19 protein-coding genes are annotated in these 20,810 nt (G+C 65.1%); 13 read left to right on the top strand and 6 right to left on the bottom strand.

What is annotated here, in order from left to right:
• Positions 1 to 14 precede the first annotated feature (14 nt).
• Positions 15 to 341 (bottom strand): NIPSNAP family protein, encoded by a 327-nt coding sequence (locus tag B5V03_RS17580; RefSeq protein ID WP_129271667.1) that lies wholly within the window; start codon positions 339 to 341, stop codon positions 15 to 17.
• A gap of 195 nt (positions 342 to 536) precedes the next feature.
• Here B5V03_RS17580 and B5V03_RS17575 point away from each other — a divergent pair, with 195 nt between their 5' ends.
• From B5V03_RS17575 to B5V03_RS17565, 3 genes are all read left to right on the top strand, one after another.
• A complete protein-coding gene (locus B5V03_RS17575) occupies positions 537 to 1,211 on the top strand; it encodes a response regulator (protein WP_129271666.1) in 675 nt (224 codons plus the stop codon).
• Positions 1,208 to 2,584: a sensor histidine kinase gene (locus B5V03_RS17570; protein ID WP_129271665.1), complete on the top strand. Its 1,377-nt coding sequence runs from the start codon at positions 1,208 to 1,210 to the stop codon at positions 2,582 to 2,584. The genes B5V03_RS17575 and B5V03_RS17570 overlap by 4 nt, the downstream gene beginning before the upstream one ends.
• A gap of 113 nt (positions 2,585 to 2,697) precedes the next feature.
• Positions 2,698 to 3,360, top strand: a complete 663-nt coding sequence (locus B5V03_RS17565) for a class I SAM-dependent methyltransferase (protein ID WP_164988090.1) — start codon at positions 2,698 to 2,700, stop codon at positions 3,358 to 3,360.
• A gap of 4 nt (positions 3,361 to 3,364) precedes the next feature.
• Here the strand turns inward: B5V03_RS17565 and B5V03_RS17560 are convergent, their stop codons facing one another.
• The 3 genes from B5V03_RS17560 to tpiA all read right to left on the bottom strand — a co-directional run bounded on the left by B5V03_RS17560 (position 3,365) and on the right by tpiA (position 6,444).
• Complete coding sequence (locus B5V03_RS17560) at positions 3,365 to 4,996, bottom strand: CTP synthase (RefSeq protein WP_129271663.1); 1,632 nt, start codon at positions 4,994 to 4,996, stop codon at positions 3,365 to 3,367.
• 166 nt (positions 4,997 to 5,162) lie between these two features.
• Positions 5,163 to 5,549 (bottom strand): preprotein translocase subunit SecG, encoded by a 387-nt coding sequence (gene secG, locus B5V03_RS17555; protein ID WP_129271662.1) that lies wholly within the window; start codon positions 5,547 to 5,549, stop codon positions 5,163 to 5,165.
• Positions 5,550 to 5,688: 139 nt separating this feature from the next.
• The gene (gene tpiA / locus B5V03_RS17550; RefSeq protein ID WP_129271661.1) at positions 5,689 to 6,444 is read right to left on the bottom strand and encodes a triose-phosphate isomerase; all 756 of its coding nucleotides are present in this window, start codon (positions 6,442 to 6,444) and stop codon (positions 5,689 to 5,691) included.
• A 270-nt stretch (positions 6,445 to 6,714) separates the two neighbouring features.
• Here tpiA and B5V03_RS17545 point away from each other — a divergent pair, with 270 nt between their 5' ends.
• From B5V03_RS17545 to moaC, 4 genes are read left to right on the top strand one after another with little or no spacing between them, the layout of a single operon-like run.
• Entirely contained in the window at positions 6,715 to 8,613 is a 1,899-nt protein-coding gene (locus B5V03_RS17545) for a peptidylprolyl isomerase (RefSeq protein WP_129271660.1), read from the top strand.
• Between the two features lie 14 nt (positions 8,614 to 8,627).
• A complete protein-coding gene (gene trpD / locus B5V03_RS17540; RefSeq protein WP_129271659.1) occupies positions 8,628 to 9,641 on the top strand; it encodes an anthranilate phosphoribosyltransferase in 1,014 nt (337 codons plus the stop codon).
• A gap of 7 nt (positions 9,642 to 9,648) precedes the next feature.
• Positions 9,649 to 10,467 carry an indole-3-glycerol phosphate synthase TrpC gene (trpC, locus tag B5V03_RS17535; protein WP_129271658.1) on the top strand — a complete coding sequence of 273 codons (819 nt, stop codon included), beginning with the start codon at positions 9,649 to 9,651 and terminating at the stop codon, positions 10,465 to 10,467.
• A complete protein-coding gene (moaC, locus tag B5V03_RS17530) occupies positions 10,467 to 10,979 on the top strand; it encodes a cyclic pyranopterin monophosphate synthase MoaC (RefSeq protein WP_129271657.1) in 513 nt (170 codons plus the stop codon). The genes trpC and moaC overlap by 1 nt, the downstream gene beginning before the upstream one ends.
• A 103-nt stretch (positions 10,980 to 11,082) precedes the next feature.
• Here moaC and B5V03_RS17525 read toward each other — a convergent pair whose 3' ends face one another.
• On the bottom strand, positions 11,083 to 11,247 hold the full coding sequence (locus B5V03_RS17525) for a Flp family type IVb pilin (protein WP_129271656.1): 165 nt from the start codon (positions 11,245 to 11,247) through the stop codon (positions 11,083 to 11,085).
• A gap of 312 nt (positions 11,248 to 11,559) precedes the next feature.
• On the opposite strand from B5V03_RS17525, the gene B5V03_RS17520 reads away from it, so the two are divergent.
• Together B5V03_RS17520 and B5V03_RS17515 are read left to right on the top strand one after the other, a co-directional pair.
• A complete protein-coding gene (locus B5V03_RS17520) occupies positions 11,560 to 14,292 on the top strand; it encodes a bifunctional diguanylate cyclase/phosphodiesterase (RefSeq protein ID WP_164988107.1) in 2,733 nt (910 codons plus the stop codon).
• 317 nt (positions 14,293 to 14,609) lie between these two features.
• Positions 14,610 to 15,365 (top strand): SDR family oxidoreductase, encoded by a 756-nt coding sequence (locus tag B5V03_RS17515; RefSeq protein ID WP_129271654.1) that lies wholly within the window; start codon positions 14,610 to 14,612, stop codon positions 15,363 to 15,365.
• A 75-nt stretch (positions 15,366 to 15,440) separates the two neighbouring features.
• Here B5V03_RS17515 and B5V03_RS17510 read toward each other — a convergent pair whose 3' ends face one another.
• Positions 15,441 to 16,778, bottom strand: a complete 1,338-nt coding sequence (locus B5V03_RS17510) for a S41 family peptidase (RefSeq protein WP_129271653.1) — start codon at positions 16,776 to 16,778, stop codon at positions 15,441 to 15,443.
• 307 nt (positions 16,779 to 17,085) lie between these two features.
• On the opposite strand from B5V03_RS17510, the gene B5V03_RS17505 reads away from it, so the two are divergent.
• From B5V03_RS17505 to B5V03_RS17490, 4 genes are all read left to right on the top strand, one after another.
• Positions 17,086 to 18,219 (top strand): alpha-hydroxy acid oxidase, encoded by a 1,134-nt coding sequence (locus tag B5V03_RS17505; RefSeq protein WP_129271652.1) that lies wholly within the window; start codon positions 17,086 to 17,088, stop codon positions 18,217 to 18,219.
• Positions 18,220 to 18,227: 8 nt separating this feature from the next.
• Positions 18,228 to 18,860 (top strand): HAD family hydrolase, encoded by a 633-nt coding sequence (locus B5V03_RS17500; RefSeq protein WP_164988089.1) that lies wholly within the window; start codon positions 18,228 to 18,230, stop codon positions 18,858 to 18,860.
• 147 nt (positions 18,861 to 19,007) lie between these two features.
• Positions 19,008 to 19,190 carry a hypothetical protein gene (locus B5V03_RS17495; protein WP_129271651.1) on the top strand — a complete coding sequence of 61 codons (183 nt, stop codon included), beginning with the start codon at positions 19,008 to 19,010 and terminating at the stop codon, positions 19,188 to 19,190.
• 241 nt (positions 19,191 to 19,431) lie between these two features.
• Positions 19,432 to 20,643 carry a molybdopterin molybdotransferase MoeA gene (locus B5V03_RS17490; RefSeq protein WP_129271650.1) on the top strand — a complete coding sequence of 404 codons (1,212 nt, stop codon included), beginning with the start codon at positions 19,432 to 19,434 and terminating at the stop codon, positions 20,641 to 20,643.
• Positions 20,644 to 20,810: the final 167 nt, after the last annotated feature.

The following is a 20,810-nucleotide window of genomic DNA, read 5'->3' as shown; positions in this document are numbered from 1 at the left end:
TGAGACGGGAGCTGCTACTTGACCGAGGAGAAGGCCGTCGGCGTCAGGAACTGGCTGACGATGTTGCCGACGATCTGGCCGTCGGCTTCGCTCTCGGCACGCGCTTTCATCCAGTCCGGGTCGGTCATGAACTTGCCCCACTTCGCCTCGCGCTCGGCAAGCGACTCCCAGGCCAGGAAATAGGTCAGCTCCTGGTTGGACTCGCCGATCAGCGTGGTGAAGAACCCGGCCTGCTTGATGCCGTGCTTCTCCCAGATCTTCAACGTCGCCGTCTCGAACCGCTTCAAGAGCGCCGGCAGGCGGCCGGGCACGCAGCGATAGATGCGCATTTCGTAGATCATTTTCGTTTCCTCCCTGAACAGGTCGGGCGGTTATAACGGCTGACCATGATGGTGTCTTGAGCCCTGCCCGGCCGCCCCTGTGGCGTTTTGCGCATGGCTGGGCGGGCTCCGGCAACGCGCCGCGTCCGGCTCCCGCAATGCTGCCGCAATGATCGGGCCGCTAGAATGGCTCAGTTGCGGTTCAGGTGCCCGATCATGCGGATTTTACTCGTTGAGGATGAGGCGGAGATGGCCGGCGCACTGGCGTCGGCGCTGAAGCGCTACGACATGGTGGTGGACCATGCCCCCACGCTTGCGGACGCGGAAGAGGCTATTTCCGCCGACGTCCATGCCGCCGTTCTGCTCGACCGCCAGCTTCCTGACGGCGACGGCCTCACGTTGATCCCGAAGCTTCGCGCGCGCGCCGACGGCGTGCCGATCATCGTCCTCACCGCGCGCGGCGAGCTCGCCGACCGCATCGCCGGGCTCGACAGCGGCGCCGATGATTACCTAGCCAAGCCGTTCGCAGTCGAGGAGTTGCTGGCGCGATTGCGTGCGGTGCTGCGGCGGCCCGCCGGCCTTTCGCCCGATGTCATCCGCGCCGGCCGCCTCGCCTTCGATGTCGGCCATCGCGAAGCCAGCATCGACGACCAGCCGTTTGAGCTGCCGCGCCGCGAACTGCTGGTGCTCGAAGCCCTGATCCGCCGCATGGGCCGAACCGTGCTGCGCTCGGCGCTGGAAGAGGCCGTCTACAATTTCGACGACGAGATCCAGTCGAACGCGCTGGACACCCACATCTCACGGCTGCGGCGCAAGCTCGCCGAGGCAGATAGCGGCGTGGAGATCCACGGCATTCGCGGTGTCGGCTATCTCCTCAGGAAGTTGCCGTGAGCAAGCACGCCGATCCCTATTGCCTGCGCTCGCGCCTGAGCTGGCGCCTGCTCTCGCTCCAGGCCGCAATTCTGGTCGCGCTGATTGCGGCGGTCCTCGCCGGGCTATGCGCGTCCGGCTTCATGCTCGCCGAGCGGGACGAGGATCGCGTGATCGAAATCGTGCAGCGCGCACTCGCGCGTAATGCGCAAGGTGACCTGATCGTACGCCAGACGCCCGAGTTGAAGCAGTTGCGTGCTGAAACACCTGATCTCTGGTTCCTGGTCCGCGACAAGCAAGGACATTCGCTCAGCGAAGGTCCTGTGCCGGCCGAATTCGCCGCGATCGGCGGCGGCCTCGACCAGATCAGCCAGGCACGGCTCGGCTGGCAGATGTTCGAGGACGATCCGCGCAAGCCGGCGGCGCGGCTGAAGCGGGTCGATACCGACGCCGGCAATGTGCAGATCATCACGGCGACGCAGGGACGGCTGACCGGTGCCAAGGCGCTGTTCACGACGTCACTTGCGTTCCTCGGCATTGCCCTGCCCGGCCTGCTGATGATGGGAACGGCGACGTTCATTGCGACACCGATGATCGTGCAGCGCGCGTTCAGGGGCCTCGATACCACGGCGGACGAGGCGCGGCGCATCGATATCCACCAGCGCGGTGCGCGGCTCTCGGTCGAGGGAATTCCGCTGGAGGTCGTGCCCTTAGTGACCGCGATCAACGACGCGCTGGCGCGGCTCGACCAGGGCTATGCGCGGCACAAGCGCTTCGTCGCCGACGCCGCGCACGAGCTGCGCACGCCGATCGCGATTCTGAACACGCGACTTGAATCGCTTGCCCCCGGACCGGACAAGACCCGCCTGCTGGAGGATGCCGCGCGGCTGGCGACGCTCGCCGAGCAATTGCTCGATATCCAGCGCCTCGACCGCTGCGGCCACCCCTTCACGAACGTCAATCTCGCCGCGGTTGCGCAAAGTGTCGCCGCCGATCTCGCACCGCTGGCGATTGCCGCCGGCTACGAGCTGGCGCTCGATGCGCCGGAGACGCCGATCGAGACGATCGGCGATGCGGCGGCGTTGGAACGCGCACTGACCAATCTCGTGCAGAACGCGATCCAGCACGGCCCTCGCCGCGGCACGATCGGGATTCGCGTCAGCCGAGCCCCGAGCATCGAGGTCACCGATGAAGGCGCCGGCATTCCCGCCGATCAGCGCGAACAGATCTTCGAGCCGTTCTATCGGCTGACGCCGCTCGATCGCGGTGCCGGCCTCGGCCTCAACATGGTGCGCGAGATCGTGCTGCTGCATGGCGGCCACGTCTCGGTCGCGGACGGGCCGGATGGCGGGGCCTGTTTCAGGATGACGCTGCCGCCGATACGACAGAGTTGATTCAATCCGCAATCCGCCTCCGACAGCGCAATGCTGTCGCAATGCGCTCACGCGACACTGCATCCGTCTCACCTCTGGTCTCTGGAGGTGCAAACCAAGATGCCGGAGTGCGCATGCCCAACGATTTTCTGTCGTTCTTCCTGTCCTGGATGTCGTCCCCGCGCCGGGTCGGCGCGATCGCACCATCGGGTGCGGCGCTTGCCGATCTCATCACGCGCGAGATCACGACGACGACAGGTCCGATCCTCGAACTCGGTCCCGGCACCGGCGCATTCACTTACAAGCTGCTCAAACGCGGCGTCCGGCCGCAGGATCTCACGCTGATCGAATACGGATCCGACTTCACGAAGCTCCTGCAAATGCGCTTTCCCGGCGCGCGCGTGCTATGGATGGACGCGTCGCGGCTTGCGTCAGAGCGCCTCTATGACGGTGCACCGGTCGGCGCGGTCGTGAGCGGCCTGCCGCTGCTCAACATGTCGACGCGCAAGGTGATCTCGATCGTCGGCGGTGCGTTCAGCTATGTCCGCCCGGGTGGCGCGTTCTACCAGTTCACCTACGGTATGAGCTGCCCGATCCCGCGACCCGTGCTCGACCGGCTGGGCCTGCGTGCCAAGCTCGTGGACCGCGCCCTGCTGAACGTGCCCCCCGCCGCCGTCTACAGGCTGACGCGACGGCCGCAGATGAAGCTGATCGCAGGATCGGTTGCGCCTGAACCGTCCAAGCGCGTCGCGCTAGAACCGATGCATCTCGCGCGCGGTCATTCCAGCGCGCGCTGAGACGTCACACCAACCGGCTCTGCACCATCGCCGCCTGGATGAACGAGGCGAACAACGGGTGCGGCTCGAACGGCCGCGACTTCAGCTCGGGGTGGAACTGGACGCCGATGAACCAGGGGTGATCCTCGTACTCGACGATCTCCGGCAGCACGCCGTCGGGCGACAGGCCTGAGAACTTCAAGCCGTGCTGCTCGAGGCGATCCTTGTAGGCGGTGTTGACCTCGTAGCGATGGCGGTGGCGCTCGGAAATCTCGGTCGCGCCGTCATAGACCTGCGAGACCCGGCTGCCGCGGTTGAGCGCGGCCGGATAGGCGCCGAGCCGCATCGTGCCGCCGAGATCGCCGGCCTGGTTGCGCTTCTCGAGCTCGTTGCCGCGCAGCCACTCCGTCATCAGGCCGACCAAGGGCTCCTTGGTCGGGCCGAACTCAGTGGAGTTGGCGTCCTCGATGCCGACGAGGTTTCGCGCAGCCTCAATCACCGCCATCTGCATGCCGAAGCAAATGCCGAAATACGGTACGCGACGCTCGCGCGCGAACTGCGCCGCCCTGATCTTGCCTTCGGCGCCGCGCTGGCCGAAGCCGCCGGGCACCAGGATGCCGTTGACGTGCTCGAGGAACGGCGCCGGATCTTCCTTCTCGAAGATCTCGCTCTCGATCCAGTCGAGATTGACCTTCACCTTGTTGGCAATGCCGCCATGCGAAAGCGCCTCGATCAGCGACTTATACGCATCCTTCATGCCGGTATATTTGCCGACGATGGCGATGGTGACGTTGCCCTCGGGATTGCGGATGCGCTCGTTGATTTTCTGCCAGCTCTGCAGCACCGGCGGAATCCGCGAGCCGATACCGAAAGCGGCGAGCACTTCGTCGTCGAGGCCCGCGTTGTGATAGGCTTCGGGCACGGCGTAGATGCTGTCGGCGTCGCGCGCCTCGATCACGGCGCTTTCGCGCACGTTACAGAACAGGCCGAGCTTGCGCCGCTCCTCCTTCGGGATCTCGCGGTCGGTGCGGCAGAGCAGGATGTCCGGCTGGATGCCGATCGAACGCAGCTCCTTGACCGAGTGCTGCGTCGGCTTGGTCTTCAGCTCACCGGCGCTCGGAATGTAGGGCAGCAGCGTGAGGTGAATGTAGATGGCATGATCGCGCGGCAGCTCGTTCTTGAGCTGGCGGATCGCCTCGAAGAACGGCAGCCCCTCGATGTCGCCAACGGTGCCGCCGATCTCGACCAGCACGAAATCGTAGTCGTCATTGCCGTCGAGGACGAATTCCTTGATGGCGTTGGTGACGTGCGGAACCACCTGGATGGTCGCGCCGAGATAGTCGCCGCGGCGCTCCTTGGAGATGATGTCCTGGTAGATGCGCCCCGTGGTGATGTTGTCCTGCTTGGTCGCAGGCCGACCCGTGAAGCGCTCGTAGTGACCGAGATCGAGATCGGTCTCCGCGCCGTCATCGGTCACGAACACTTCGCCGTGCTGGTACGGCGACATCGTGCCGGGATCGAGGTTGAGATAGGGGTCGAGCTTGCGGAGGCGGACCTTGTAGCCCCGGGCCTGCAACAGGGCACCGAGTGCCGCTGAAGCCAGACCCTTGCCGAGCGAAGAAACCACGCCGCCGGTGATGAAGATGTACCGCGCCATGGGGCTTAACCTCTAATCCCTCGAATTCGATTCGCCAAAGCGATTCGTATTCCGCCCCAAAGATTTTGCGGGCCTGTGGGTGAGCCAAAACTAAGTGTGGTGACAGTATCTTGATGGGGATTGTTGATGCAGGACGCTAGAAGCCGCCCTGCATGGCCCCCCTGCTTTATTGCGAGCGTGGTACCTGCGGGCCGCTCGGAGCCGGCGCCTGTTGCTGCTCGTCGGCCTTCTTCAGCGAATCCAGGATGCCGCCTGAGGTCGGCGGCGCGAGCGGCGATCCGCCGGCCGGCTGGCCCTGCGACGCGGGCGTCCCAATGATCGACGAGGGTGCACGGTTGTAGCCGGCGTGCCAGGACAGGAACAGGCTGGTCAGGAAGAAGCCAGCAGCCAGAATCGCGGTGGTCCGCGTCAAAAGGTTCGCAGTGCCGCGGCTCGACATGAAGCCCGCGCCGCCGCCCATGCCGAGGCCGCCGCCTTCCGACTTCTGGAGCAGGACGGCGCCAATCATGACGGAGACGATCATGAGGTGAATGACGATGACAACGGTCTGCATAATGTCCTTCCGTCACAAGCCGACAGCGCCGAGACGGCGGCCGATCGTGCTTCGCGGGTTTTCCTGAAGTTGCGCGGTGTTACACGATCGGGAGGGGCATTGCCACCCCCGATCGGCTCCGGCCGCGCTTTGCGATTAGCTAGGGACAGCCTTTGGCAATCGCAAGGAAATCGGCCGCTTTCAGGCTGGCGCCGCCGACCAGCGCACCGTTGACGTTCTTGACCGCCATCAGCTCGGCCGCGTTCGAGGGCTTCACCGAGCCACCATAGAGAATCCGCATCCTGGCGCCGTCGATCTTGAACCGGGACTTCAGGAACTCCCGGATAAAGCCATGAATTTGCTCAACATCCTGGGCCGTCGGGGTCAGGCCGGTGCCAATCGCCCAGACTGGTTCATAGGCCACGACCAGATTCGCGGCGGTCGAGGCATCCGGGAGCGAGCCATCGAGCTGGCCGCGCAGGATGTCCAGGGTCTGTTCGGCGTCACGCTGGCTTTGCGTCTCACCAATGCAGACGATCGCGATCACCCCGGCGCGCCAGGCGGCTTCGGCCTTCTGCCTGACAAGGGCATCGCCCTCGCCGTGATCGGCGCGGCGCTCGGAATGGCCGACGATGATCGCGGTCGCGCCCGCATCCGCCAGCATTTCGGCGGCGATATCGCCTGTATGGGCGCCGGAGGCCTTGGGGTGGCAATCCTGGGCCCCCACCGCGACCGTCTTGCCGCGCGCCTTGTCGGCGAAGGCCGCAACCAGGGTCACCGGCGGGCAGACCAGCAGGTCGGCCTTCGCGGCGACGTCTGCCGCGCCATTGAGCATGGCGTCGAATTCGGCAGCCGAGCCCTTCAGCCCGTTCATTTTCCAGTTGCCGGCGATCAGCGGTCGGATGGCGTCGGTCATGTCAATTTCCAGCAGAATGAGGTTTGTGCAGCGCTAGCAGAGCTGCCGCGGCAGTTCCAGATTCTTGTTTTGACGCGTTTTCTTGATGCGAACCGGGGTCCACTTCGCTGGAAAACGCTTTGGGGCTTTTAACCGCAGGACCGGCGACCTGCCTGACCTGAGGTTGCGGGGGGAAAGCCGCCACTTTATGATGGCATATCAATTTGGTGACGCGCGGAATCTGCATTAAGACGCGCTCCCGTTCCCCTCCTGCCAAACAAGTTGGACCAAATGCTTCGAGGAATGCGCAAGGCCTCATCAAACTGGGTCGGCAAGACCATCATGGCCATCGTGATGGGCGTGCTGATCATCAGTTTCGGCGTTTGGGGCATCGCCGACATCTTCAAGGGGTTTGGGCAGTCCACCGTCGCCAAGGTCGGCGGCACCGAGATTTCGCTGAACGAGTTCCGCCAAATCTACACCGACCGCCTCCAGCAGCTCGGCCGACAGTTCGGCCGTCCGCTGACGCCCGAGCAGGCGCGCGCCTTCGGCCTCGACCGTCAGGTGCTCCAGCAGACCATCGCGGAAGCCGCCCTCGACGAAGAGGCACGCCGGCTCGGGCTCGGCCAGTCCGACGACCAGATCCGCCAGTTCATCATGAACGACCCCAACTTCAAGGGCGTCAGCGGCAGCTTCGATCCGAACCGCTTCCAGGCCGTGATCCGCAATTTCGGCTACACCGAGCAGCGCTACGTCTCCGAGCAGCGCAAGGTATCGCTGCGCCGGCAGATCACCGGCACGATCGGCGCCGGCCTCGAGCCGCCGAAGGCGATGCTCGACGTTCTGACGCGCTTCCAGAACGAGCAGCGCGCGATCGAGTTCGTCAGGCTCGACGCAGCCCAGGCCGGTACCATCGAGGCGCCCTCGCCCGAGGCGCTCGCCGCCTATTTCGAGGATCACAAGATTCAGTTTCGCGCGCCCGAATATCGCAAGATCGCCTTCGCCGTGATCTCGCCGGAAGAGATCGGCAAATGGACCGAGGTTTCCGACGAGGACGCGAAGAAAGTGTTCGAGCAGCGCAAGGACCTGCTCGGTAAGCCCGAGAAGCGCCAGATCCAGCAGCTCGTGTTCCCGAACGCGGCCGAGGCGCAGGCCGCACGTGAGCGCCTCGTCGCCGGGACCTCGTTCGAGGACCTCGGCAAGGAGCGCGGGCTCAGCGCCTCCGAAGTCGACCTCGGGCTCGTGACCAAATCCTCGCTCGATCCCGCGGTCGGCGATGCCGCCTTCGCGCTTCCCGCAGGCGAGATCAGCCAGCCGATCCAGGGTGCTCTCGGCACATCGATCGTCAGGGTCGACAAGATCGAGCCGGGCAATGAGGCGAACTACGCCAGCCTCGCCGGCGAGATCAAGCGCGGGATCGCCACCGAGCGCGCGCGCGTCAAAGTCGCCGATCTCCGCGACAAGATGGAGGACGAGCGCGGCGGCGGCGCCAGCGTGATCGACGCGGCGCAGAAGCTCGGCCTCACCGCCGTCACCATCGATGCCGTCGACCGCTCCGGCCGCGCGCCGAACGGCCAGCCGGTCGCCAACATCCCGCAGGGCCTCGATGTGGTGTCGCAGGCCTTCAACACCGATGTCGGCGTCGACAATGACGCGATCTCGTTCAAGGGCGGCTATGTCTGGTACGACGTGCTCGCCATCACGCCCTCGCGCGACCGCAATCTCGACGAGGTCCGCGACCAGGTCGAGGCGCGCTGGCGCCAGGACCAGATCGCGACCAGGCTGAAGACCAAGGCGACCGAGATCGCACAGAGGCTCGGAGCAGGCGGCAAGCTCGCCGATGAAGCCGCCGCAATCGGCGCCAAGGTCGAGACCGCAACCGGCTTCAAGCGCGACGATACGCCCGCCAGCGTGCCCGCCGCCGTCGTGGCCGCGGCCTTCCGCACCGCCAAGGACGGTGTCGGACAGACGCCGGTGACCGGCGGCACCGAGGTGATCGTCTTCCGCGTCACCGACATCGTCGATCCCGCGGTCGACGCCGCCTCCGAAGCATTCAAGAAGCTCAAGGGCGGCATCGACCAGGCGCTGACAGAGGAGCAGGTCGCCTCCTACGTCAACAAGCTTGAAACCGACATCGGGACCACCATTAATCAGGCCGCCTTCGCGCAGGTGACGGGCGCGAACCAGTGAGTTGAAAGCACGCGATGGACGACCTGAAATCGATCATTGGAAAAGTGGCGACCGGCGCCAGCCTGTCGCGTGAGGAAGCTGCTTCCGCTTTCGACGCCATGATGTCGGGCGAGGCCACGCCCTCGCAGATGGGCGGCCTGTTGATGGCGCTCAGGGTGCGCGGCGAGACCGTGGACGAGATCACCGGCGCGGTCACGGCGATGCGCTCCAAGATGCTGACCGTGACGGCACCGCCTGACGCCGTCGACATCGTCGGCACCGGCGGTGACGGCTCCGGCTCGGTCAACGTCTCGACCTGCGCCTCCTTCATCGTCGCGGGCACAGGCCTGCCGGTCGCCAAGCACGGCAACCGCGCGCTGTCGTCCCGCTCGGGCGCCGCCGACGTGCTGGCTTCGCTCGGCGTGAAGATCGACCTCAGGCCGGAGCAGGTCGGGCGCTGCGTGCGCGAATGCGGCATCGGCTTCATGTTCGCTCCTGCGCATCACCCCGCCATGAAGAATGTCGGCCCGACCCGGGTCGAACTCGCCACCCGCACGATCTTCAACCTGCTCGGCCCCCTCTCCAACCCGGCCGGCGTGAAGCGGCAGATGGTCGGCGTATTCTCCAGGCAGTGGGTGCAGCCGCTGGCGCAAGTGCTCAAAAACCTCGGCGCCGAATCCGCCTGGGTCGTGCACGGCTCCGATGGCCTCGACGAGATCACCCTGACCGGCCCGACTTTCGTATCCGCGCTCCACAATGGCGAGATCCGGAATTTCGAGGTCACGCCGGAGGACGCGGCCCTGCCGCGCTGCGAGGCCGGAGCGCTGAAGGGCGGCGACGCCGACGCCAATGCGATCGCGCTGCAAAGCGTGCTCGACGGCAAGCCGAGCCCCTATCGCGACGTCGCCCTGATAAACGCCGCCGCCGCGCTGGTCGTGGCGGGTCGCGCCAAGGACCTCAGGGAAGGTGTTGCGATCGGCGCAAAGTCGCTCGATAGCGGTGCTGCCAGCGCGCGGCTCAAGCATCTGATCGCAGTCTCCAACGGCTGAGCCTGACATGTCGGACATCCTGACCAAGATCGAAGCGTACAAGCGCGAGGAGATTGCAGCCGCCAAGCGCGCGCAGCCGCTCTCTTCCGTCGAAGCGGCGGCCAAGGCGCAACCCGCGCCGCGCGGCTTCGTACGCGCCATCAGGGCCAAGCACGCCAATGGCGATTACGCGCTGATCGCCGAGGTCAAGAAGGCCTCGCCGTCGAAAGGGCTGATCCGCGCGGATTTCGATCCGCCACAGCTCGCCAGGGCTTATGAGGCCGGCGGCGCCGCCTGCCTTTCCGTGTTGACGGATACGCCCTCGTTCCAGGGCCATCTCGACTTCATGGTGGCCGCGCGTGCGGCGACGTCGCTGCCGGTGCTGCGCAAGGATTTTCTGTTCGACACCTATCAGGTGGTCGAGGCACGCGCGCATGGCGCCGATTGCATCCTGATCATCATGGATGCGCTCGATGATGCCACCGCCAGGGATCTGGAAGACGCCGCCATTGCCTACGGCATGGATGTGCTGATCGAGATCCACGACCGCGCCGAACTCGACCGCGCGCTAAAACTGCGTTCGCCGATGATCGGCGTCAACAACCGCAATTTGCGCACTTTCGAGACCACGCTTGCGACCAGCGAAGCGCTGGCGCCACTGATCCCAAGCGAGCGGCTGATGGTCGGCGAGAGCGGCATCTTCACGCCCGCGGATATCGCCCGGCTCGAGCGGGTCGGCATAACGACCTTCCTGGTCGGCGAAAGCCTGATGCGGCAGGCCGACGTCACTGCCGCCACGCGCACGCTGCTCGCACGCGAGACGACGCGCGCCACAGGCACGCGCTGATGGCGCGCAAGCCGGCAAAGACCAGGCCATCCAAGGCCGGCCCTGCCCTCACCCATATCGGCGCCTCCGGCGAGGCGCGGATGGTCGACGTCTCGGACAAGGCGGCGACCGAACGGCTTGCGGTCGCGGAAGGCCGCGTCGTCATGACCAGGGCGACGCTCGATCTGATTGTCTCGGGCAATGCCAAGAAGGGCGACGTACTCGGCACCGCACGCATCGCCGGCATCATGGCCGCCAAGCGTACCTCGGAATTGATCCCGCTCTGCCATCCCCTCGCGCTGTCGAAGGTCACGGTGGACATCGAGCCCGACACCAAGCTGCCGGGCTGCCTGGTCCGTGCAAGCGTGAAGGTCACAGGTCCCACCGGCGTCGAGATGGAGGCGCTGACCGCGGTGTCGGTCGCCTGCCTCACCATCTACGACATGATCAAGGCAGTGGAGCGCGGCGTGCGCATCGAGGGCATCCATCTCGTCGAGAAGCTCGGCGGCAAGTCCGGCCATTACCGCGCCTAGAGGCCCGTTCCGATTGCATCGGAACGGCACTCTAGGTTTTGTTTTGACGCGTTTTCTTGACGCGAACCGGTACCCACTTCGCTCGAAAACGCTCTGATCGCGATTATTTCAGCGACGTGCTGATCGATCCGAATTTCAGCTTCAGCGTCGAGCCGAGATTGTTGACCACGGCGATGATCGCAAGCGCGATGCCGGCAGCGATCAGGCCGTATTCGATGGCGGTCGCACCGGATTCGTCGGCAACGAAATCCTTCAAAACGTTTTTCATAATCGTATCCTCTCCGTGTCGTTGGCAAGCGTGATCGCAAATCACGTGCCAATGCCGACGTCAGGATCGTCAGCATGTTAGATGGTTAAGCCCTGGTTGACCATCGCGTGACCGGCAGGAATTGACCGGCATCGCGGAGGCCGTGCGGCAATTCCTGCACGTCTTGAATCCCGCGCATCGATTGCTTTTGTTCGTTTCAATTCATGTCGCATTAACCGCGCTTCCTAACTTTGCCTCCACATCGTTTCCGTAAACCAACGGGTGTTGTGGGGATCAAGAATCGATCCTGACGTGTGCACGGCAATTATCGACATGATGACGAAATACGGTAGTCGCCTTTTTGACCAGGCGTTCGCACGCAACGGACCGATCCGCTGGCTGGTGGTCGGCGGCACGCTGCTGATCGCGGCAATCGCCATCGGCTCAGTCCTGATGGCGCAGAATTTCCGCGAGCGCGCGCTGCGCAACTCCGGCCGCGAGCTGGAAAACACCGTGCTGATGCTCGCCCATCATTTCGATCAGCAATTGCAGGATTTCGCGGTCATCCAGAAGGATTTCGTCGACCACGTCCGCGCGATCGGCGTTGCCAGCACTGACGACTATCGTAAGCGCCTTTCCGGCCAGGACATCCACCGGCTGCTGCGCTCGAAGATCGAGGCGTTGCCCTATATGGGCGGGGTCAACGTCATCGATGCCGACGGCAATCTGATCAACTCGTCGACAACGTGGCCGGCCCCGAAAGTGAACGTCGCCGATCGCGCCTATTTCCGTACCTTCCGGTATGATCCTAATGCGCCCGACGTGCTGATCGAACCGCTGCACAGCCGCATCTCCGGCGAATGGACCATTCTGATCGTCCGCAAGATTGTCGGACCGAATGGCGAATTCATGGGTGTGGTCGGGCGCGGCATCGAACCCACCAATTTCGAGAAATTCTTCGAGTCGGTCGTGCTCGGCGAGGGCGCGACGATCTCCATGCTGCATCGTGACGGCACGCTGCTCGCCCGCTATCCGCATTCCAGCGAGCTGATGGGACGGAATTTCAGGAACGGCCCGTTCGAGCAGCAGCGGGTCTTCGGGCTCGACCATTTCGCCGGACGCTTCATGAGCCCGGTCGACGGCGAGGACCGCCTGATCTCCTCGCGCGCTCTGCCCCACTTCCCGATCCTGATGATGGCCACCACGACGCGTGCGGCGGCCCTGACGGACTGGCGCGAGCAGATCGGCATCCTGATCTCGGTCGCCGCCTCGTCCGCGCTCGCCATCGCCGGTGTACTGATCGCGATCGTGCGCAAGCTTCTGGAGCAGCACCGCCTCTCGCGGGAGCGGCTGACGCTGGAAAAGCTGCGCCTGGACCGTGCCGTCAACAACATGACCCAGGGCCTGTTGCTGTTCGACGCCGAGCGGCGGCTCGTCGTGTGCAATCACCGCTACATCGAGATGTACGGCCTGTCGCCCGACGTGGTGAGGCCCGGCTCGAGCTTCCGCGACATCATCGCCCATCGCAAGACGACGGGATCGTTCACCGGCGACATCGACGACTATGTCGTTCGTGTGCTGCGCGACATCCATGTCCGCAACTCCATGGTGGTCGACACCTCGGACGGGCGCTCGATCCAGATCCTCAACGAACCGCTCGCGGACGGCGGCTGGGTGGCGACGCACGAAGACATCACCGAGCGCAGGCGCATCGAGGAGCGCATCACCCACCTCGCCCATTACGACGCGCTGACCGACCTGCCCAACCGCGCCATGTTCCACGAGCATCTGCGGCAGGAGCTGGCCGCCATCGCCGGCGGCGAAGAGATCGCGGTGCATTACATCGACATCGACGAGTTCAAGGGCGTCAACGACGCGCTCGGCCATCTCGTCGGCGACGAGCTCCTGAAGTCGGTCGCGGAGAAGCTCAGCTCCTGCGCGGGCCCGGGGGATTTCGTGGCGCGGCTCGGCGGCGACGAATTTGCCGTCGTGCAGAGCGCGGTGACGTCGCAGGACCAGGTCAACGATCTCGTCGCCCGGGTCTTCCACGCCATTCGCACGCCGTTCGACTGCATGGGTCACCATCTCACCATCGACGCCAGTATCGGCATCGCGCTGGCGCCGGGACACGGCACGGTGCTGGACCAGATCCTGAAGAACGCTGATATGGCGATGTACGCCGCCAAGGCCGCCGGTCGCCGCACCTACCGCTTCTTCGAGCCGGAGATGGATGCCAAGGTGCGCGAGCGGCGGCAGCTCGAGATCGACCTGCGCCACGCCATCGCCCGAGGCGGGCTCGAAGGCGGCCTCGAGGTCTATTACCAGCCTTGCCTCGGCCTGAAGGACGACCGCATCACCGGCTGCGAGGCGCTGGTGCGCTGGCACCATCCAGAACGCGGCATGGTCTCGCCGGCCGAATTCATCCCGATCGCCGAGGACACCGGCCTGATCAACGAGATCGGCGAATGGGTGCTGGCGACCGCCTGCCGCGACGCCGCGAACTGGCCCGACGACATCCGCCTCGCCGTCAACGTCTCGCCGGTGCAGTTCAAGAGCGGCACGCTGGCACTCAAGATCATGTCGGCGCTCGCCGCGTCCAATTTGCCGGCGAGCCGGCTCGAGCTCGAGATCACCGAGGCGGTGCTGATCCGCGACGACGACACGGCATTGGCGATCCTGCACCAGCTTCGCGCCATCGGCGTGCGCATCGCGCTCGACGATTTCGGCACCGGCTATTCCTCGCTGAGCTACCTGCACCGCTTCCCGTTCGACAAGATCAAGATCGACCGCTGCTTCGTCAACGACATCGCCGGCCCCGACGGTTCCGCCAGCATCGTGCAGGCCGTCGTCAATCTGGCGGCCGCCCGCCGCATGACCACCACGGCCGAGGGCGTCGAGACCGAGGAGCAGCAGCGCCTGCTGCGCGCACTCGGCTGTTCCGAGATGCAGGGCTATCTGTTCAGCGCCGCAAAGCCGGCCGACAAGGTGCTGGAGCTGTTCGCGCTGCATCGCAGCCGTCTCGCCCAGCGCGGCGGCGAGGGAAGCCGCCGCCGCGAGGCGAGCTAGGTCCTCGGCCCGCCCGTTGCGCTTGACGGAGACATCAGGCCCAAGTATTTCAGCACTTGCAGCTGCGTGAGACGCCGCTGCCGTAGGCGTTACCGTCATCCAACGCGTCCTTTGTCGAGAGGATCCCGGCTGGGAGTTCTCGATTCACGAGACGCCACGGTCATGCCCTCACTCTCCCTGTTTGCGAATCCTCGTCCGTTCAAGACGTCTATTCTGGCGAAGCTGACGCGCGCCGGGAATGTTTGCCGTCTTCTCCGGGCTGCCCGCCGCTGGGGTTTCCAAGGTTGCCGTGGCTTCAACTCCATTGAGAGGCAACCATGAAGATGACCGGCAACACGATCCTCGTCACCGGCGCGACCAGTGGCATCGGCCGCGCGCTGGCCGAGGCTTTCCACGATCGCGGCAATCGCGTCATTGTCACGGGGCGACGGCAGGCCCTGCTCGATCAGATCACGGCTGACCGCCCTGGCCTGATCGGCCTGCCGCTCGACCTCGACGATCCCTCGAACCTGCCGCGCCTGTCGGTCGAGGTTCGACAACGCTTCCCCGAACTCAACGTGCTGATCGCCAACGCCGGCATCTCGCGGCCGGAGGACATGACAGCCGAGAGCTGGAACGCCGCCGATGCGGAAGCCATCGTCGCGACCAACATTCTCGGCGTGCTTCGCGTGACCGCAGCCTTCCTGCCGCTCCTGAAGCGGCGGCCAAACGCGACGATCATGGCGACCAGCTCGAACCTCGCCTTCGTGCCCCGCGCCGACTTCCCGGCCTACTGCGCCAGCAAGGCGTTCCTGCACTCCTGGCTCCAGTCGCTGCGGCACCAGCTCCGCAAGATCCCGGTCGAGGTGCTGGAGCTCGCACCACCTTATGTGCAGACCGAGCTCACCGGCGAGCAACAGGCGAGCGACGCGCGCGCAATGCCGCTCGATGCGTATATTGCCGAGGTCATGCAATTGCTGGAGCTACGCGTTCATCCCCGCAATGAAGTGCTGGTCGAACGCGACCGCGCCCGCCGCTGGGCCGAGCGCGACGGCCGTTACGAGGCGACCTTTGCGGCGATGAATCCAGGCTGAGGCAACGTCCCGAAACGAAATCGCCCGGGAGCGGTGATCCACTCCCGGGCGATCGGTGTCTTGAGGTCGTAAAGCCTAGTTCGGCACCGCACCCTTCGGCGCGGGCTTGGCGGCCACCGCATTCGCGGTCTGGCCGTGAAGGAAGTCGTAGGCCGTGTGCAGGGCCTTGTCGTCCTTCTCTTCCGGCGGGACGTAGGACTGCGATCCGGTCTGCTCGGTGCCGTCGGCGGCCTGCAGATGGCCGCGCATCTGCGACTCCGCCATGGTGTCCATGCGGCCCTTCAGCTCCGCCGGCACGTCCTGGAGGATCTCGATGTCGGGCGCGATGCCCTGGGCCTGGATCGAGCGGCCCGACGGCGTGTAGTAGCGCGCCGTGGTCAGCGCCAGCGCGCCATTGCCGGCGCCGAGCGGAATGATGGTCTGCACCGAGCCCTTGCCGAACGAGCGCGTGCCGATGATGGTCGCGCGCTTGTGGTCGTGCAGCGCGCCGGCCACGATCTCGGAGGCCGAAGCAGAGCCGCCGTTGACCAGAATCACCAGCGGCTTGCCCTTGGTGAGGTCGCCCCCATGGGCGGTGAAGCGCTGGGTCTCTTCCGGATTGCGGCCGCGGGTCGAGACGACCTCGCCGCGCTGAAGGAAGGCGCTCGACACCGACACGGCCTGATCGAGCAGACCGCCCGGATTGTTGCGCAGGTCCATCACGTAGCCGACGAGCTTCTCCGGCGGGACATCCTTGGAGATCGACGCGATCGCCTTCTTCAGGCCGTCGGTGGTCTGCTCGTTGAACGAGGTGACGCGAATATAGCCGATGTCGCCGTTCTCGACGTGGAAGCGCACCGGACGCACATGAATGATCTCGCGCTTGATCGCGACATCGAGCGGGGCGTCGGCGCCCTTGCGCACGATGGTGAGCTTGGTCTGGGTGTCGACCGGGCCCTTCATCTTGTTGACGGCCTGCTCGAGCGTCATGCCCTGCACGGCCTCGCCGTCGATCTTGCTGATGAGGTCGCCGGACATGATGCCGGCCTTCGAGGCCGGCGTCTCGTCGATCGGCGAGACGACCTTGACGAGGCCCTCCTCCATCGTGACCTCGATGCCGAGGCCGCCGAACTCGCCGGAGGTGGTCTCCTGCATTTCGGTCCAGGCCTTGTCGTTCATGTAGCGCGAATGCGGATCGAGCGAGGTCACCATGCCCGTGATCGCGCCTTCGATCAGCTTGGCATTATCGGGCTTCTCGACATAGCTCGCCTTCACCCGCTCGAACACTTCGCCGAACAAATTGAGCTGGGAATAGGCATCGTCCGCGCCTGCCGCCGCCCTCGCCGCCCATAGTCCGCCCTGCGGACCGGATACCAGAAGGGTCAGACACACTCCGGTGAGCGCGCCCAGGGGGAACAGCAGGGTTTTCCGCATGGATAGGCTGGCCTTCTTGCTTGGAGCTTTGCTTGGGCTTGCGACGCGCAATGCAAATGGCGATCCAGCCCGTTGTTCACAATACCATTCAGGTTTCTTCAAGGCCGGGATGCCACGCCGGCGGGTGCACCGCAAAAATCCCTTCGCCCGGGCCTAAACTTTTGGCAACGTTCCGAACCGTTTCGCGCAAAGCGGGAAACGATCCGGCCCGACCCACGCTTCTCAGCTATGCGATTTTAGGATGGTTTTGGAGGGCCGGACGCGATAGGCGATGACAATAAGGCTTCAAATTCTCGGGAGGACAACAATGAACGAAGCGGCCCGCATCCAGCCGGAAAGGAATGTCGAACTCGGCGCCAGCACCGAGCCATTCCAGAACCTGCACGAATTCATCCGGAAAGCGCGCTCCAACCTCAACCAGAACGCCTGGGACTATATCGTCGGCGCCGCCGAGACCGAGACCACGATGCGCCGCAACCGCATGGCGCTGGACGAGATTGCCTTCCGGCCCCGTGTGCTGCGCGACGTGCGCAAGATCGACGGCTCGGTCGCGCAGTTCGGGCGCACGATGCGCCTGCCGGTGATGCTGGCCCCTGTCGGCGCACTCGAGATCTTCGATCCGGATGGCGCCGCCAGCGTCGCGCGCGCCTGCGGCACCTTTGGTGCGGCGCACATGCTGAGCTCGGTGTCCGAGCCGGGCCTGGAGAAGACAGCCGAGGCCGCCCCCGATGCGCTGCGCCTCTATCAGCTCTATGTCCGCGGCGATGACGCCTTCGTCGCCGATGTCGTCAGCCGCGCCGAGAAGAACGCCTATGCCGCGTTCTGCCTGACCGTCGACACCGCCCATTACAGTCGTCGCGAACGCGACATCGCCAAGCGCTATGTTCGCGAGAGCCGCCTGCGCGCCACCGGCGGCGACTTCCAGAAGGGCCTGGAATGGCGGACCGTGAAGATGATCAAGGACAAGTTCAAGATTCCGCTGATCCTCAAGGGCATCGCCACGGCCGAGGACGCCCAGATCGCGGTCGATCACGGCGTCGAGTGGATCTACGTCTCCAACCATGGCGGCCGTCAGCTCGATCACGGCCGCGGCGCCATGCACGTGCTCCCCGAGATCGTCGACGCGGTGAAGGGCCGAGCAAAAATCATGGTCGATGGCGGCATCTGCCGCGGCACCGACATCGTCAAGGCGATCGCCGCGGGCGCCGACCTCGTCGGCATCGGCCGGCTGCAATGCTGGGCCCTTGCGGCCAACGGCGAAGCCGGCGTGACGCGGATGCTGGAGCTGCTGGAGGACGAGGTGCTGCGTTGCCTCGGCCTGTTGGGCGCCACCTCGTTCGCCGAGGTCGACAAGGCCTGCCTGCACCCGGCCGCCGCGACGAATGCGCCGAGCGTGTTCAGCGCGTTCCCACTGTTCGACCACGACCCGTATCGCTACTGAGTGAAAGGATGCAGGTGACCTCGCTCTCTCCCGGCAGCGCGGATGCGCTTCTGTTCGATCTCGGGCGCGTCGTGCTCGACATCGATTTCTCCAAGGCGATCGCCTGCTGGGCGCAACATGCGGGCTGCAAGCCAGAAGCCATCGTCGCGCGCTTCGTGCGCGACAGCGAAGCGTATCGGCTGCACGAGATGGGCAAGATCAGCGATGCGGACTATTTCGCCTCGCTGCGCTCATCGCTCGGAATCGGCATTTCAGACGCGCAGTTCCTGGAGGGCTGGAACGCGATCTTCGCCGGCGAGATGCCTGACATCGCCGAGTTGCTGCCGCGTGCGGCGAAGCGAATGCCGCTCTATGCCTTCTCCAACACCAACCGGCCGCATGTGGACCATTTCTCGAAGGAATACGCCGACCTGCTCGGCCATTTCCGCAAGCTGTACCTGTCGTCCAGCATCGGCCTGCGCAAACCGGATGCGGAAGCTTTCGACCACGTGGTCGCCGCCATGGGCGTGCCGGCGCATCGGATCGTGTTCTTCGACGACCTCGCCGAGAACATCGAGGGCGCGCGGGCACGCGGCTTGACCGCGGTGCATGTGACCTCGCCGCGCGATGTCGGGAACGCGCTCCGGGCCCTGGGCATCTGACGCAGGCCTCCGGCGGGCCTCCCGGAACTATTTCACCGGGAGCCACGGAACCAAGGCCCTTTGTGCATTTTTATACAAAGTTCCGGGAACGAATGCCCCTCTCAGGACTCATGAGTCCGTTGGGAATTACACATCGGGTCTATCGTCGTGTTGGGCAAAACCTACCTCACCAAGCAGGCCTCCCTGCTGATGAAATTCGCCAGAACCACTTCGGATTCTGAGCTTTCCGCTAAGCTGATCAGCAAGGCCGCCGACCTGAAATCGCAGGCCGATCCGCTGCCCGACAAAGATCAAGGCCCCGCGGCGCCGGACGTCAGTCCGTACAAGTAGCCAGGGACCGACCGATGCTGGCCGTGGCGCTCGTTTTTCTCGTCCTCGCCGTGGCCATCCTCGTGCCGGTCTGTCTCGCCTTCCGGATCATGCCGCGGCGGAGTTGACGCTTGCCCTCCCCGCCGAACAGCTGATGCAGGATAAATCATCCTGCGCGCGCCCCGTTTTGCCTCCGCGCCTGCACTCGGCTAGAACTCTCGCCGCCGATTTGCCCGAACGGGCCAAGCAGGAGTTTTCACCCGTGGCCCTGATGCCGGTTTCTGACGCGCTTGCCGCGGTGCTGGCTGGCGCAGAACCGCTGCCTGAAGAGACCATTGCCCTCGACGCTGCCTTCCATCGCGTGCTCGCGCGCGACGTTGCGGCGCGGCGCACCCAGCCGCCGCAGGCGATGTCTGCGATGGACGGCTATGCGGTGCGCGCGGCCGATGCGGCGAAGATCGATGCCCAACTGACGATGATCGGCGAGGTTGCGGCGGGGCGGCCGTTTGCGGGATCGGTCGGCACAGGCGAAGCGGTGCGGATCTTCACTGGTGGCGTCGTTCCCGATGGCGCCGACGCGGTTGTGATCCAGGAGGACACGGTCGCCGACGGCAAGCGTATTACGATCAAGGAAGCCGCCGTCACAGGGCGGCACATCCGCCCTGCGGGCGTCGATTTCTCGGAAGGCGACGTGCTCTTGCGCAAGGGCGCCCGGCTGACCGAGCGCGACCTCGCGCTCGCCGCAGGCATGAACCACCCGTACCTCGCTGTCCACCGCCGTCCGAAGGTCGCCATCCTCGCCACCGGTGATGAGCTGGTGATGCCCGGCGCCGCACCGGGTCCCGGCCAGATCGTCTATTCCAACGGTTATGCCCTGCACGCGCTCGCGCGCAGCGAAGGCGCCGACACCATCGATCTCGGCGTTGCTGCCGACACGCTGGACGCCACCACCGCCGGCATCCGCCGCGCCCGCGAGAGCGGTGCCGATATCCTGATCACGACCGGGGGCGCTTCGGTCGGCGACCACGATCTGGTCCAGCAGGCGCTCGGGGACGAAGGCACCGCGATGGCGTTCTGGAAGATCGCGATGCGGCCGGGCAAGCCGATGATGCACGGCCGGCTCGGCGAGATGCGCGTGATCGGCCTGCCCGGCAATCCCGTGTCATCCTATGTTTGCGGCTTCCTGTTCATGGTGCCGCTGATTCGCGCGCTGTCGGGCCGTTCAATGATTCATCATCGCCGCGAACGCGCGGTGCTCGGCCGCGACGTCGGCGCCAACGATCAGCGCGAGGACTATCTGCGCGCGCGCCTGGAAGAGCGCGACGACGGCACGCTCATCGCCCTCCCCGTCAATCACCAGGATTCCTCACTGCTTGCGAATCTCGCTGCGGCACAGGCACTTCTCGTGCGCGCGCCGTTTGCGCCCAAGGCCGCGGCCGGCACGCCTTGCGAGGTGTTGCGCCTGCCCGTCTGAGCACTTCGTTCGCGTGCGTTCCGCGAACTTTGTCGCGTTCACGGTAAATTAAGCAGTTGCGGAACATGTATCGAACATATAGTGTCCGTTCATGATTTGTTTCGAGCATGTAGCGGCTTATTGCCGAATTCAGCGTCTCGGAATCGAACGACATCAACCGGGGGATT

It is taken from the genome of Bradyrhizobium betae, from assembly GCF_004123905.1.
Taxonomy (GTDB): domain Bacteria; phylum Pseudomonadota; class Alphaproteobacteria; order Rhizobiales; family Xanthobacteraceae; genus Bradyrhizobium; species Bradyrhizobium betae_A.
The sequence above is the reverse complement of the archived record's forward strand: the minus strand, read 5'-3'. Positions and strand labels throughout refer to the sequence as shown.